This window comes from Pseudomonas sp. ZY71, assembly GCF_036542145.1.
Taxonomy (GTDB): Bacteria; Pseudomonadota; Gammaproteobacteria; order Pseudomonadales; family Pseudomonadaceae; genus Aquipseudomonas; species Aquipseudomonas koreensis_A.
This window is the reverse complement of record NZ_CP144274.1, coordinates 5,304,139-5,318,764: the sequence shown is the minus strand read 5'-3', so window position 1 is coordinate 5,318,764 and position 14,626 is coordinate 5,304,139. Positions and strand designations below refer to the sequence as shown.

Sequence of the window (14,626 nt, the reverse complement as noted above, 5' to 3'; positions counted from 1 at the left end):
GTTCTGCCAGCGAAACGGGCGGGTGTCTCTTAAGGTTAGGCATTATCCGGCCAGATATGAAAAATCCCACAGGCATGCCGGGCACGCCTGTGGGATCAATTCACCGCCGAGTGTTACTTGATGCGTTGACCCGGCTTGGCGCCGCTGTCAGGGCTCAGCAGGTAGATTTCTTCACCGCCAGGGCCGGCTGCCATCACCATGCCTTCGGAGATACCGAACTTCATTTTCCGTGGCTTGAGGTTGGCGATCATCATGGTCAGGCGACCGTCGAGTTTGGACGGATCCGGATAGGCGCTCTTGATGCCCGAGAACACGTTGCGTTGCTCGTCACCGATGTCGAGGGTCAGACGCAGCAGCTTGTCAGCACCTTCCACGTGTTCGGCCTTGACGATCAGTGCGACGCGCAGGTCGATCGCGGCAAAGGCATCGAAGTCGATTTCCGGCGACAGCGGATCCTTGGCCAGCTCGCCATTGCCGGCCGGGGCGGCGGCGCCGGTGTCGGTCTGGCTGGCGGTCAGGTCTTCTTTCGAGGCGTCGCTCATGGCTTGTACTTTTACCGGGTCAATACGGGTCATCAACGGCTTGAACTCGTTCAGCTGATGATTGGCCAGCAGCGTGGTGTGGTCGTTCCAGGTCAGCGGGGCGACGTTGAGGAACGCTTCGGCATCGGCGGCCAGCAGCGGCAGCACCGGTTTGAGGAAGATCACCAGTTGGCGGAACAGGTTGATGGCGGTGGCGCAGATCGCCTGGACTTCATCCTGCTTGCCTTCCTGCTTGTTCAACGCCCACGGCGCCTTGTCGGCGATCCACGCGTTGGCGCGGTCGGCCAGGGCCATGGTTTCACGCATGGCACGGGCGAAGTCGCGGGCTTCATAAGCATCGGCAATGCTTGGCGCGGCAGCGAGGAACGCCTCGGTCAGCTCTGGCGCGGCATTGGTGCCGACCAGCAGGCCAGCGTTACCTTTCTGAATGAAACCGGCGCAACGGCTGGCGATGTTGACCACTTTGCCGACCAGGTCGGAGTTGACCTTCTGCACGAAGTCTTCGAGGTTCAGGTCGAGGTCATCGACGCCACGGCCCAGTTTGGCCGCGTAGTAGTAGCGCAGGTATTCCGGCGACAGGTGATCCAGATACGTACGGGCCTTGATGAAGGTGCCGCGCGACTTGGACATTTTCTGGCCGTTGACGGTCAGGTAGCCGTGTACGTTGATGCCGGTCGGCTTGCGGTAACCGGCGCCTTCAAGCATCGCTGGCCAGAACAGCGCGTGGAAGTTGACGATGTCCTTGCCGATGAAGTGGTACAGCTCGGCGGTGGAATCCTTGGCCCAGAACGCGTCGAAATCCAGCTCCGGCGTGCGGTCGCAAAGGTTCTTGAAGCTGGCCATGTAGCCGATCGGCGCATCCAGCCACACGTAGAAATACTTGCCTGGCTCGCCCGGGATCTCGAAACCGAAGTACGGCGCATCGCGGGAGATGTCCCACTGTTGCAGGCCGGCGTCCAGCCATTCGGCGATCTTGTTGGCGACGGCGTCTTGCAGGGTGCCGCTGCGGGTCCAGGTCTGCAGCATTTGCTGAAAGTCTGGCAGTTTGAAGAAGAAGTGCTGGGAATCCTTGAGCACCGGGGTGGCGCCAGAGATCGCCGACTTCGGATCCTTCAGGTCGGTCGGGGCGTAGGTCGCACCACATTTTTCGCAGTTGTCGCCGTACTGGTCTTCGGTGCCACATTTCGGGCAGGTGCCCTTGATGAAGCGGTCGGCCAGGAACATTTTCTTTTCCGGGTCGAAATACTGGGTGATCGAGCGCTGGGCGATGTGCCCGGCGTCACGCAGCTTGATGTAGATCTGGCTCGACAGCTCACGGTTTTCTTCGGCGTGAGTGGAGTGGAAGTTGTCGAAATCAACCAGGAACTCGGCAAAGTCGGCGCTGTGTTCAGCCTGCACGTTGGCGATCAGTTGTTCCGGGGTGATGCCTTCCTTTTCCGCGCGCAGCATGATCGCCGAACCGTGGGCGTCGTCGGCGCAGACGTAAATGCATTGATTGCCGCGATGCTTCTGGAAGCGCACCCACATATCGGTCTGGATATATTCCAGCATATGGCCAAGGTGAATCGAACCGTTGGCGTAGGGCAGGGCGCTGGTGACGAGGATCTTGCGTGGTTCGGACATGTGGGGCTTCGCTACTTGATGAAACGGAGGTCGGCCACTATAAAGCGCCGGGCAAGATATTTCACCCCTGCAAATCGTTGCCGGGCGTGCCGTCCGGAGGATAGAAGGGGTAGGATACCCGCCATCTTTTCCCAGTCTTGTTATCGGAGTTGCCCATGAGCGCCGTCACTCGCGCAGCGGTGGAAGCCGTCCTCAGCCAATACACCGACCCTTACCTGAACCAGGACCCGGTCAGCGCCGGTTGCGTGAAGCACATCGAGATCGTCGGTGACCGCGTCAACGTGCAGCTGGAAATCGGTTACGCCGCCGGTCTGTTCAAGAGCGGCTGGGCGCAATTGCTGCAACTGGCCATCGAGAATCTTGATGGCGTGGTGATCGCCAAGGTTGAAGTGAACAGTGTTATCGCTGCGCACAAGGCGCAGGCGCAGATTCCAGGGCTGGCCAACGTCAAGAACGTGGTCGCCGTGGCTTCGGGCAAGGGTGGCGTGGGCAAGTCGACCACCGCCGCCAACCTCGCGCTGGCCCTGGCCCGTGAAGGCGCCAAAGTGGGGATTCTCGACGCTGATATCTACGGCCCGAGCCAAGGCATCATGTTCGGCATCCCCGAGCGCACCCGCCCTGAGGTCAAGGACCAGAAGTGGTTCGTGCCGCTCAAGGCTCACGGCGTTGAGGTCATGTCGATGGCGTTCCTGACCGACGACAACACGCCGATGGTCTGGCGCGGGCCGATGGTCTCCGGCGCCTTGCTGCAACTGGTCACGCAAACCGCGTGGGGCGATCTGGATTATCTGGTCATCGACATGCCACCGGGCACTGGCGATATCCAGCTGACCCTGGCGCAGAAAGTCCCGGTGGCCGGCGCAGTGATCGTCACCACGCCACAGGATCTGGCACTGCTGGACGCACGCAAAGGCGTGGAAATGTTCCGCAAGGTCAACATTCCGGTGCTGGGCGTGGTGGAAAACATGGCCGTGCACATCTGCTCGAACTGCGGGCATGCCGAGCATCTGTTCGGTGAGGGCGGTGGTGAGAAACTGGCGACTCAGTACGGCGTAGAGCTGCTGGCGTCGCTGCCGCTGTCGATGTTGATCCGCGAACAGGCCGATGGCGGCAAGCCAACGGTGATCGCCGAACCTGACAGCCAGATTGCCATGGTCTATCAGGAACTGGCCCGCCACGTCGGCGCGCGGATTGTGTTGCAGGAAGCGGCGACACCGGCGATGCCGAACATCACCATCAGCGACGATTGATGCATCCGCAACACTGAATAAACCTGTAGGAGTGAGCCTGCTCGCGATAGCGGAATACCATTCAACAGATTTGTTGAATGAATGACTGCAATCGCGAGCAGGCTCACTCCTACACGGGTTTTGTGGTGGGGGTTAGATCCGCAACCCGCCATCCATCTCCAGAATCCGCCCGGTGTAATAGTCGTTTTCGAAGATATACGCCGCCGAGTGCGCAATCTCTTCCGGCTTGCCCATGCGCTTGAGCGGAATCCCCGAAGTCATCTTCTCCAGCGCTTCCGGCTTCATGCCTAGAGTCATCTCGGTTTCGATGAAGCCCGGGGCAATGCCCGCCACGCGAATGCCGTAACGCGCCAGCTCCTTGGCCCAGGTCACTGTCGCTGCAGCAACACCGGCCTTGGCCGCCGAATAGTTGGTCTGGCCAACGTTGCCCGCCCGCGAGATCGACGAAATGTTGATGATCGCGCCGCTGGTCTTCAGCTCGACCATTTTCGCCGCCACTTCACGGGTGCAGAGGAACACGCCGGTCAGGTTGACGTCGATCACCGCCTGCCACTGTGCCAGGCTCATCTTGGTCATTTCGCCGTCCTTGACCTTGAGCAGCAGGCCATCACGGAGGATCCCGGCGTTGTTGATCAGGCCATGAATGGCGCCGAAATCGGCGGCGACCTGAGCGACCATGTGCTCGACCTGCTCTTCATTGGCGACGTTGCACAGATAGCTGCGCGCCTCGACGCCCTTGGCCTTGCAAGCCGCGACCGTGTCGTCGAGTTTTTCCTGATTGAGGTCGACGAGGGCGAGCTTCGCGCCTTTGCCGGCGAAATACTCGGCCATCGAACGGCCCAAACCCTGGCAACCGCCAGTGATAATGATTACTTTGTCGTTGAGTTGCATTCGCATGCCCCGATAGCAGGTCTGAGTAGTTTTTGTTTTCAGCGACTCCCGATCTGCACCGGCCGTGGCTGGTTTGCACATGAGAATTGCCCGCTGGCGTGACGGGGACTTGATCCCGGGCGCCCGTCCGTTTTTTCGACGGATACTATTTAAGGAGTCATAAATTGAGCGTTGAAGTGGCGAAGAATGCCCGAGAATTGCTTCTCAAGGAATACCGTGGAGTGCTGTCGACGCACTCCAAATCGATGCCCGGTTTTCCCTTTGGCTCCGTGGTGCCTTACTGCCTGGACGAGCAGGGCCGGCCGCTGATTCTGATCAGCCGCATCGCCCAGCACACCCACAACCTGCAAAAAGACCCGAAATGCTCGATGCTCGTCGGCGAGCGCGAGGCCGATGATGTGCAAGCCGTTGGTCGCCTGACCTATCTGGCCGAAGCGCAAAAGCTCGAAGACGCAGCTGCCATCGAAGCTGCCGCCGAGCGTTACTACCGTTACTTCCCGGATTCGCAGAACTACCACAAGGCCCACGATTTCGACTTCTGGGTATTGAACCCGGTGCGTCACCGCTACATCGGCGGTTTCGGCGCGATTCACTGGATCGATCAACTGACCCTGGCCAATCCGTTTGCCGGCAAGGCCGAAATCAGCATGGTCGAACACATGAACAGCGATCACGCCAAAGCCATCGCGCACTACGTCGACCTTGCCGGTCTGCCGAAAACTGTACCGGCGCAACTGGCCGGGATCGACACCGAAGGCATGCACCTGCGCATCGGTCAGGCGCTGTACTGGTTGCCGTTTCCGGCACCTTGTAATACGCCGACACAAGTGCGCGAAGCCCTGGTTTCATTGGCTCACGCCGAGGTCTGGAGAAAAAATACAGTGGCCGATGCTTGAATTCACGAAAGGGCGACGTCATCTAAGGCTTACTGCAAGGCATTTCTTGCGTTGAGGAAACTTTGATGCGCCCTTTTCTGTTGCTCTTTCTGCTGTTTCCAGTGCTGGAGCTGTTCGTATTCGTCAAAGTGGCAGGCTCAATCGGGTTTTTCCCGGCCCTGCTGCTGATCATTCTCGGCTCGATGTTCGGTGTTTTTGTGCTGCGCGTCGCCGGTCTGGCCACCGCCCTGCGTGCCCGTGAAAGCCTGAACCGCGGCGAACTGCCCGCGCAAACCATGCTTGAGGGCCTGATGCTGGCGTTGGCCGGCGGCCTGTTGATCCTGCCGGGCTTCATCAGCGATGTGGTCGGTCTGGTCATGCTGCTGCCATTCAGCCGCCGGTTGCTGGCGAACAAAATGCGTCAGCGCGCCGAAGAACAGGCCATGCGTCAGCGTGCGTTCGCCGACGACCTGCAGCCCCGTGGCGGTCCTGCACCGCGTCAGCCTCTGGGCCGCGAGGGTGATGTGATCGAAGGCGAGTTCGAACACCGCGACAGCAAGTAACTGCGTTAGCCACACGGCACCTTCGGGTGCCGTGTTCATTTATGGGCCTCCAGAGTGAAAAATTTTCTGGGCTCGCCCTTGTAATAAGCTTATGCGCCCTTATGTATCGGTCACCGAAAGGTTTCTGGCATTTGAGCCAGTCAGTCTTCCGCGGTTCGTTCGACGAACCGCAACCGGCGCAGGCCGGATTTGTTAAACCCGCCGGGACTACACCGGCCGATGAAAACCACAATTAGGAGAGATCGACAATGAAGCTTCGTCCTCTGCATGACCGCGTCGTAATCCGTCGCAGCGAAGAAGAAAAGAAAACCGCTGGCGGTATCGTCCTGCCAGGTTCGGCTGCTGAAAAAGCCAACCACGGTGTGATTCTCGCTGTAGGCCCGGGCAAAGCTCTGGAAAACGGCGAAGTGCGCGCACTGTCCGTTAAAGAAGGCGACAAGGTTGTGTTCGGTCCTTACTCCGGCAGCAACACAGTGAAAGTCGACGGCGAAGACCTGCTGGTAATGAGCGAGAACGAAATCCTCGCTGTTATCGAAGGCTGATACCCCCGTTCATTTTCCCGCTACTACAAAGTATTTAAGGAATATCGATCATGGCTGCTAAAGAAGTTCTGTTTGGCGATTCCGCCCGTAAAAAAATGCTCAAGGGCGTCAACGTCCTGGCTGACGCAGTAAAAGCGACCCTGGGCCCGAAAGGCCGTAACGTGATCATCGAGAAGAGCTTCGGCGCTCCGACCATCACCAAGGACGGCGTTTCCGTCGCCAAAGAAATCGAACTCGAAGACCGTTTCGAAAACATGGGCGCGCAGCTGGTCAAAGACGTTGCCTCCCGTGCCAACGATGACGCTGGTGACGGTACTACCACCGCTACCGTTCTGGCTCAGTCGATCGTCAACGAAGGCCTGAAAGCCGTCGCTGCCGGCATGAACCCGATGGACCTGAAGCGTGGTATCGACAAAGCGACCATCGCGATCGTCAAAGAGCTGAAGAACCTGTCCAAGCCATGCGCTGACACCAAGGCAATCGCTCAGGTCGGCACCATCTCGGCCAACTCCGACAGCTCCATCGGCGACATCATTGCCGAAGCCATGGAAAAAGTCGGTAAAGAAGGCGTGATCACCGTTGAAGAAGGCACTGGCCTGGAAAACGAACTGTCGGTTGTTGAAGGCATGCAGTTCGACCGTGGCTACCTGTCCCCGTACTTCGTCAACAAGCCAGAGACCATGGTTGCCGAGCTGGACAGCCCGCTGATCCTGCTGGTCGACAAAAAGATCTCGAACATCCGCGAAATGCTGCCAGTGCTGGAAGCCGTTGCCAAAGCCGGCCGTCCACTGCTGATCGTTTCCGAAGACGTTGAAGGCGAAGCCCTGGCGACTCTGGTTGTGAACAACATGCGTGGCATCGTTAAAGTCGCTGCCGTCAAGGCGCCAGGCTTCGGCGACCGTCGCAAGGCCATGCTGCAGGACATCGCTGTTCTGACCGGCGGTACCGTTATCTCCGAAGAGATCGGCCTGAGCCTGGAAGCCGCTACCCTGGAAAACCTCGGTAGCGCCAAGCGTGTGACCATCTCCAAGGAAAACACCATCATCGTTGACGGTGCTGGCGTTGAAGCAGACATCCAGGCGCGTATCACTCAGATCCGTGCCCAGGCTGCTGAAACTTCCTCGGACTACGACCGTGAAAAACTGCAAGAACGTCTGGCCAAGCTGTCCGGCGGCGTTGCAGTGATCAAGGTTGGCGCTGGTTCCGAAGTTGAAATGAAAGAGAAGAAAGCCCGCGTTGAAGATGCCCTGCACGCAACCCGTGCAGCCGTTGAAGAAGGCGTGGTACCTGGCGGTGGCGTTGCGCTGATCCGTGCTCTGCAAACCCTGAACGACCTGAAAGGCGACAACGCTGATCAGGACGTCGGTATCGCTGTTCTGCGCCGCGCTGTTGAAGCGCCGCTGCGTCAGATCGCTGCCAACAGCGGCGACGAGCCAAGCGTTGTGGTCAACGAAGTCAAGAACGGCAAAGGTAACTTCGGTTACAACGCTGCAACTGGCGAATACGGCGACATGATCGAAATGGGCATCCTGGACCCAACCAAGGTGACTCGTTCCGCTCTGCAAGCGGCATCGTCGATCGGCGGTCTGATCCTGACCACCGAAGCAGCAGTAGCTGACGCGCCGAAGAAAGACGGCGGCGCTGGCGGCGGCATGCCAGACATGGGCGGCATGGGTGGCATGGGCGGCATGATGTAAGCCAGCCTTGCCCCTGTAACGCAAAACCCCGCTGACGAAAGTCAGCGGGGTTTTTTATTGCCCAAATATCAGCGTCACCCCCAAACCCCTGTGGGAGCGAGCCTGCTCGCGAAGGGGACGGATCAGCCAGCATTAATGTTGAATGACACAGCGCATTCGCGAGCAGGCTCGCTCCCACAATGGGATCTATATTCAGGCGCTGATGGGTTGTGCCTTGACCACGGCCTCGGTTTTCACCGCCGGGCGATACAGCACCCAGTAATACGAGCCCAGACAAATCAGCCAGCAGAAAATCGCCGTCCATACGTTGTGCGAGAAGAAGTGCGCGCCTTGCATCATCCGGCTGATCGAAAACACCGAACCCAATGCAAAGGCAAAGATAAACGCCTGACGAGCCAGACGCGGACGGCGATCACGCAGGACAAAGAACAACGCAAACAAGGTGAACCCCGTTGCCGCATGCCCCCCAGGCCAGCAGCGACCGGGCTTGTTGGTTTCTGGGCGATGTTCCATCAGTTTGCTGTAGGTTTCATGTCCACCGAATTGCTCCAGGCTCCAAGGGCACTGCACAGCCGTCACGGCTTTCATCGGGGTGACGAATGAGGTCGCCAGGCCCAGCGACAGCACCAGGCAGCCCAGTTCGCGCTTGAACGGCTTAAGTCTGGCGAGAAAAAACGAGCCGATAAAACCCAATACTGCAAACACCGAAAACGCGATCACTACCTGTTTGGCGCGATCGTGCAGGATGTCTTCAAGGAAAAAACTGTGGCGGCCAATGAAGTCGCCGGCCACCGGGTCATAGAACAACCGCGCCAGCACCATGTCCAGATCAGTCATTTCCAGCAGGACCAGCGTGAGCGCTGCAACGACGGGAATGCCCAGATAAAGCCACAGATTCATCGGGCGAGGAGTGGGGCGTACAACAGTTGATGACATGTTGGTTCCTGAATAAAAGAAAACGCCCCGGGGCATCAGCCCGGGGCGCTTCGATTAACGTTCGCTGACTTGTGGAGCACCCTCCTTGGGTGCTTTCCAGGCAAGCAGCTGTTGCTTGAAGCCATAACTGGCGGTTTGGTAATAAGTGATCGCGCGGCTGATCAGTGGATCATCACTGGTCGCTCGGGATTCGCGGCTCTCGGTCAGCGCATCGTCATGCCGACGCAAGCCCTGACGCGGGCTGAGGATCGCCAGATCCTTGCCGTCGAACAGGCCCAGATGCTGGTAGTTGCCGACCACCACACGTGGTGGCAGCGGGTTATCCTGCAACAGGTTGCGACCGAAGAACGTCGATTGGTAATCCATGTTCAACAGGCCCAGCAGCGTCGGCGCAAGATCGATCTGGCTGGCCAGTTGGCCACTTTCACGCGGCTCGACCAGTTTCGGCGCATAGATAAACAGTGGGATTTGATAGTTGGTGATCGGCAAGTCTTCTTTACCGGCGCTACCGGCCGTGTGGTCGGCGACGAAGATGAAGATCGTGTTGTCGAACCACGGTTTCTGCCGCGCCTGCTCAAGGAACTGGCCAATCGCGTAGTCGGTGTATTTCACCGCGCCATCACGACCGTTACCGGATTTGATGTCGATCCGGTCGTCCGGATAGGTGTAGGGGCGATGGTTGGAGGTGGTCATCAACTGCAACAGAAACGGTTGCTGCTTGGCATAGTCGGCATCGGCCAGTTTCAGGGTCTGTTTGTACAGGTCCTCGTCGGCCATGCCCCAAGCGTTCTTGAAATGAATCTCGGCTTCGTCAACGCTGCTCTGATCGACCACGCGGTAACCATTGCCACTGAAAAACGCGTTCATGTTGTCGAAGTAGCCGCGCCCGCCATAGACAAACACGCTGTCGTAGCCCACCGCGCTGAGTTGCTGACCGAGGCTGGCGAAACCGCTTTCACGACCGATGCGTTTGACGATCGAACGGCCCGGGGTCGGTGGAATGGCCAGGGTGATGGCTTCCAGGCCGCGGTCGGTACGGGTACCGGTGGCGTAGAAGTTGTTGAAGTACAAGCTCTGTTTGCGCAAGGCATCCAGATTCGGTGTCAGGTTACGCTCGTCGCCATTGCTGCCCAGGTACTTGGCGCTGAGGCTTTCGATGGTTACCAGCACGATGTTCGGTTTGCGTGGGGTGCCGGGGTTGTCGATCATCCGGCGGATGTCCTGCGGGTCCTTGCCGATGAACTGCGCGTTGGGTTCATTCAGTTCGGCACGAATCTGCTGGGCGACTTTTTCCGGCGCCAGGCTGCCGTAAAACTGCGTGTAGTCCAGTTCGTTGTTCCGGAACGCGGCGAAGAACTGATACGGGCCATTGCTCGCCAGTTCGTTCTGATAGGCGTTGCCGCCCTGCGCACGCGGCGCATCCTGACTGAGCAGTTGCAGGCTCAGGCCGGCGACCACCAGCAACGCCAATGCATTGAGCAGACGTCCACGTAACGGCGGCAGCGGAGCGTCCAGCGCAGAGTTGAACGGCTTGCGCAGGGCAAAACTGATAGCAATGGCCAGCAGCGCCAGAATGCTCAACAGCGTAGCGATCGGATACGACTCCAGCACGTTGTTCAGCACTTCGTCGGAATACACCAGATAGTCGACGGCGATGAAGTTGAAGCGCACACCGAACTCGTCCCAGAACAGCCACTCGGCCACCGAGACGAACAGCATGGCGAACAGGCTGACGGTCAGCAGCCCTTGCAGAAACCAGCGATGGCCACGGCGACGCCACAGCGCTGGCGGGCAGAGCAGCAGGTACAGGCCCATCGGCAGCGCGGCATAGGCGAGGAAACCCAGGTCATACAACAGACCGATGCCGAAGACGGAAAGCGCAATGCCGCCGGCCTCATCAAGATGAGTCAGCAGCAGGACGGTTCGGGTCAGGAAGAACAGCACCAGCCAGACGCCAGTGACCAACAGCAGAAGGCGCATGGGCGCCGTCTTGAAAAAGTCCATTGTTTACATTCCTTATATCTAATGGCGCGAGAGTCTCGCGTTGTCACTGTAGTCAGGTTGTGAACCAATAGTGAAAAACTCGTTAAGCTTTGAATTTGCCTGAGAGAGTTGATTTACGAGGCTTTCAGCCCTAGCCCTGAGCTGGCGATGGCCTTAAGCTGCGCGAGCCATGACGGCCGTTACTGTGTACGGAGGAGTGCCCATGCGAATTCTACTGGTTGAAGACAACCGCGATATCCTCGCCAATCTGGCCGATTACCTGGGGCTCAAAGGCTATACCGTCGATTGCGCCCAGGACGGTCTGTCAGGCCTGCATCTGGCCGCCACCGAGCATTACGACCTGATCGTGCTCGACATCATGCTGCCCGGCATCGATGGCTACACCCTGTGCAAACGCCTGCGTGAAGACGCCCGTCGTGACACGCCGGTGATCATGCTCACTGCCCGCGATCAACTCGACGACCGCTTGCAGGGCTTCAAGTCCGGGGCTGACGATTATCTGGTCAAACCGTTCGCCCTGTCGGAACTGGCCGCGCGCGTCGAAGCGGTGATGCGGCGTACCCAGGGTGGCGGACGCCGGGCGTTGCAGGTCGGAGATCTGAGCTATGACCTCGATACACTGGAGGTGACCCGTGAAGGCAAGTTTCTCAAGCTCAACCCGGTCGGCCTGAAGTTGCTGGCGGTGTTGATGCAGAAGAGCCCGCATGTCTTGCGTCGGGAAATTCTTGAGGAGGCGCTGTGGGGTGATGATTGCCCGGACAGCGACAGCCTGCGCAGCCACGTACACCAATTGCGTCAGGTGATTGACAAACCGTTCGCCAAACCACTGCTGCACACCGTGCATGGCGTCGGTTATCGCTTGGCCGAGGGCCGCGATGGAGTTTAAGCAAAGCCTTTCCCAGCGGATCATCATCGCTTTTGCGCTGATGAGCGCACTGGTGGCCGGCGCGTTTGCCATGGGCATTGTTGCGACCGTGCACCTTGTGGAAGAGAAGTTGATTTCGGCCGGGCTGGGCGGCGACCTGCAGCGCCTTTTGCTCATGGACAATGTTTCGGACTGGAGCCACCGCCCGGAACCGGACCAATTGTTCTATTTCAGCGGCGGGCCTGGTGATTTCGAGCTGCCCAAGGACTTGCGTCACCTCGATGCGGGTTTCCATGAAGTGTTCCGCGAGCAACTGTCGTATCACGCGATGGTCGAGATCGTTGACGGTCGGCGTTATGTGCTGCTGCAGGATCAAAGCGATTTCGAAGAGCGCGAGCGGGTGCTGTTTGCCGTGGTGCTGGTGGGCTTCGTGCTCAGCCTGGCCCTGGCGGTATTCCTCGGTTGGGTACTCGCACGCAAGGTGATGGCGCCGGTGGTGCGCCTGGCCCGACAAGTGCGCCATCGCGACCAGTTACTCGGACTGGCACCGCCGCTGGCGCCGGATTATGCGGCAGACGAAGTCGGCGAACTGGCGGTGGCGTTCGATGCCACGCTGGGACGTCTGCGTCAGGCGCTGACCCGTGAAAGATTGTTCACCAGCGATGTCAGTCACGAATTGCGAACGCCATTGATGGTGCTGGCCAGCTCCTGCGAGCTGCTGATGGAAAACCCGGCCATCGATCAGCGTGGGCGTAATCAGGTCGAGCGCATTGCCCGGGCCAGTGAGGAAATGCGCGAACTGGTGCAGACCTTCCTGATGCTCGCCCGCTCCCAGCGCGAAGATGCCGGCTCGGCGCCGCAACAGAATCTCGCTCAAGTTGCGGACAGCCTGTTGTGCGTGTGGCGTGAGCCGATCGAAAGCAAAGGGCTGACCTTGCAGTTCGAACCGGGGAATCCGCCGCACACGTGCTACAACGCGACCTTGCTGACCGCGGTGATGGGCAACCTGTTGCGCAACGCTTGCCACTACACCGAGAAGGGCTTTATTCGCCTGACGCTCAACGGCAGCGGTTTCGTGGTGGAGGACTCCGGTGTCGGCATTCCGGAAGAAAAACGCGAAGCCATGTTCGAGCCTTTCGTACGTGGCAGCGAAAAGCGTGGCGAAGGTCTGGGACTGGGATTGTCGCTGGTGCAGCGGATCTGCGAGAACCAGGGCTGGACCGTCAGTTTGAGCACGATGGAGCCCAATGGCTGCCGCTTCGAAGTGGATCTGGGCAAAATCTGACGCAGGGGGTGGCGCAAGGCTACTCCCTCTAACCTGTCTGAATCCTGTATAACGCTGTAATAATTTGTCTGTTTACCGGACATTTTTTTCACAAACGGATGACCTGACGCTGACACGCCGCTCCTTAAGGTGGTGACATCAGCAATTCAGGAGTCCAGGTGATGGCCGGTCCGATCAAACTCGATTTTTCCGAGAAGTACGACGATCAACATGCGCAGAAATATCTGCGCAAGCACAAAGAAAGCCTTGGACGTCGTCTCTCCCACTGGCGTGACGAACAGATGGCCCGCAAGGCGCTGGCGTCGGTGGGTGAGCCGGGACTGGTGCTGGATCTGCCTTGTGGTGCCGGGCGTTTCTGGCCCTTGCTGGGCGAAAAGGCTAACCGGGTGATTATCGGCGCGGACAATTCCGAGTCGATGATCAAGACGGCTATGCAGTCGCAACCGGCCGATGTGGTGAAACGGGTACAACCCTTGCACACATCTGCCTTCGACATTGCCTTGCCTGACAACGCCGTCGACAGCATTTTCTGCATGCGTCTGCTCCACCACATCGGTGAAGCCGAGCATCGCCGGGCGATTCTGCGCGAATTCGAGCGCGTTACCCGGGACAGTGTGATCGTTTCGCTGTGGGTTGATGGCAATTTCAAAGCCTGGAAACGCCAGCGAGCCGAGCGCAACCGTGACAAACGCGAGTATCAGAATCGCTTTGTGTTACCGGCCGCTACGGTGGAAAAGGAATTCGAGGAAGCAGGTTTTCGGATTCAGGAACAACTGGACTTTATTCCGCTCTACGCCATGTGGCGGGTTTACGTATTACGCAAGAGGTAACAGGATGGCAGTGCAATTGGCAGCAGAAACGGATGTCGCTCCGCAAGATCGCTTTGACTTTTACTGGAACCAGCGTGGCGAGTGGGTGGAAGAACCCAATGTTCGACGCGGTGGCGAAAGCGGTGTGCAAAGGGTCGTGGGGCGCGATGGTCAACTGCTGTATGCCAAGCGCCAGACCGGTCATATCTATCGCAGTTGGTTGCACCCTTTTGGCCGTCCCACTGTTCTGCGTGAGCTCGATGCGCTGACCGGCGTGAGCAAGCTCGGTGTGCGCGTGCCAGAAATCGTTTTTTGCGGCGCCCAGCCTGATCCGCAGCACAAATGGCGCGCGCTGCTGGTGACCAAGTCCCTGGACGGTTTCCAGGAACTGGAACATTGGCTGGCGGCTGCCGGCGGTCGCGATCAGTGTGGCGATGGGGTTTACGAGCGTGTGCTCAAGGACCTCGCCGAGAACCTGGCGCGCATGCACAAGGGCCGTTGGCAGCACAGCTGCATTTACATCAAACACGTGTTTGTGCGGGTGACGGGCGAGGGCGAGTCGGCCAAGGTCGAGGTTGCCTTGATCGATCTGGAGAAGTGCCGCCAGCGTCTGACCGCCTATCGCGCCGCTTCCCACGACATGAAGCAATTGCGCCGCCATTCGTCGTTCCGCGACGCGGACTGGAAAAAACTCGTCTACTTTTATGAGACGGCGTTTGGCAGCGCTATCAAAGGTTTATAGCG

The 14,626-nt window shown here is 58.8% G+C and carries 13 protein-coding genes; 9 read left to right on the top strand and 4 right to left on the bottom strand.

The features are described 5' to 3' along the window. Positions 1–113: 113 nt before the first annotated feature. Complete coding sequence (gene metG, locus VY732_RS23555) at positions 114–2,165, bottom strand: methionine--tRNA ligase (RefSeq protein WP_137219165.1); 2,052 nt, start codon at positions 2,163–2,165, stop codon at positions 114–116. Between the two features lie 155 nt (positions 2,166–2,320). Here metG and apbC point away from each other — a divergent pair, with 155 nt between their 5' ends. Then, a complete protein-coding gene (gene apbC / locus VY732_RS23550; protein ID WP_095123282.1) occupies positions 2,321–3,415 on the top strand; it encodes an iron-sulfur cluster carrier protein ApbC in 1,095 nt (364 codons plus the stop codon). 132 nt (positions 3,416–3,547) lie between these two features. Here the strand turns inward: apbC and VY732_RS23545 are convergent, their stop codons facing one another. Then, positions 3,548–4,306: an SDR family oxidoreductase gene (locus tag VY732_RS23545; protein ID WP_127929588.1), complete on the bottom strand. Its 759-nt coding sequence runs from the start codon at positions 4,304–4,306 to the stop codon at positions 3,548–3,550. A gap of 164 nt (positions 4,307–4,470) precedes the next feature. Between VY732_RS23545 and VY732_RS23540 the strand changes: the two genes are divergently transcribed. The 4 genes from VY732_RS23540 (at position 4,471) to groL (ending at position 7,983) form a co-directional block, all read left to right on the top strand. Further along, on the top strand, positions 4,471–5,202 hold the full coding sequence (locus VY732_RS23540) for a HugZ family pyridoxamine 5'-phosphate oxidase (protein ID WP_331691884.1): 732 nt from the start codon (positions 4,471–4,473) through the stop codon (positions 5,200–5,202). A 65-nt stretch (positions 5,203–5,267) separates the two neighbouring features. After that, positions 5,268–5,744 (top strand): FxsA family protein, encoded by a 477-nt coding sequence (locus tag VY732_RS23535; RefSeq protein ID WP_077574356.1) that lies wholly within the window; start codon positions 5,268–5,270, stop codon positions 5,742–5,744. A 248-nt stretch (positions 5,745–5,992) separates the two neighbouring features. Next, entirely contained in the window at positions 5,993–6,286 is a 294-nt protein-coding gene (locus VY732_RS23530; protein WP_007916610.1) for a co-chaperone GroES, read from the top strand. Between the two features lie 50 nt (positions 6,287–6,336). Further along, positions 6,337–7,983, top strand: a complete 1,647-nt coding sequence (gene groL / locus VY732_RS23525; protein WP_016986670.1) for a chaperonin GroEL — start codon at positions 6,337–6,339, stop codon at positions 7,981–7,983. 192 nt (positions 7,984–8,175) lie between these two features. On the opposite strand, the gene VY732_RS23520 is transcribed toward groL, so the two are convergent. Further along, the gene (locus VY732_RS23520; protein ID WP_331691883.1) at positions 8,176–8,919 is read right to left on the bottom strand and encodes a phosphatase PAP2 family protein; all 744 of its coding nucleotides are present in this window, start codon (positions 8,917–8,919) and stop codon (positions 8,176–8,178) included. Between the two features lie 54 nt (positions 8,920–8,973). Then, positions 8,974–10,923: an LTA synthase family protein gene (locus VY732_RS23515; protein WP_116030033.1), complete on the bottom strand. Its 1,950-nt coding sequence runs from the start codon at positions 10,921–10,923 to the stop codon at positions 8,974–8,976. A gap of 202 nt (positions 10,924–11,125) precedes the next feature. On the opposite strand from VY732_RS23515, the gene colR reads away from it, so the two are divergent. The 4 genes from colR (at position 11,126) to VY732_RS23495 (ending at position 14,624) form a co-directional block, all read left to right on the top strand. After that, entirely contained in the window at positions 11,126–11,809 is a 684-nt protein-coding gene (colR, locus tag VY732_RS23510) for a two-component system response regulator ColR (protein ID WP_016986673.1), read from the top strand. Continuing rightward, complete coding sequence (locus VY732_RS23505) at positions 11,799–13,073, top strand: sensor histidine kinase (RefSeq protein WP_077574353.1); 1,275 nt, start codon at positions 11,799–11,801, stop codon at positions 13,071–13,073. Before colR ends, VY732_RS23505 begins: the two co-directional genes overlap by 11 nt. 161 nt (positions 13,074–13,234) lie before the next feature. After that, positions 13,235–13,903 (top strand): class I SAM-dependent methyltransferase, encoded by a 669-nt coding sequence (locus tag VY732_RS23500; RefSeq protein WP_016986675.1) that lies wholly within the window; start codon positions 13,235–13,237, stop codon positions 13,901–13,903. A 4-nt stretch (positions 13,904–13,907) separates the two neighbouring features. Then, complete coding sequence (locus VY732_RS23495) at positions 13,908–14,624, top strand: lipopolysaccharide kinase InaA family protein (protein WP_077574352.1); 717 nt, start codon at positions 13,908–13,910, stop codon at positions 14,622–14,624. Positions 14,625–14,626: the final 2 nt, after the last annotated feature.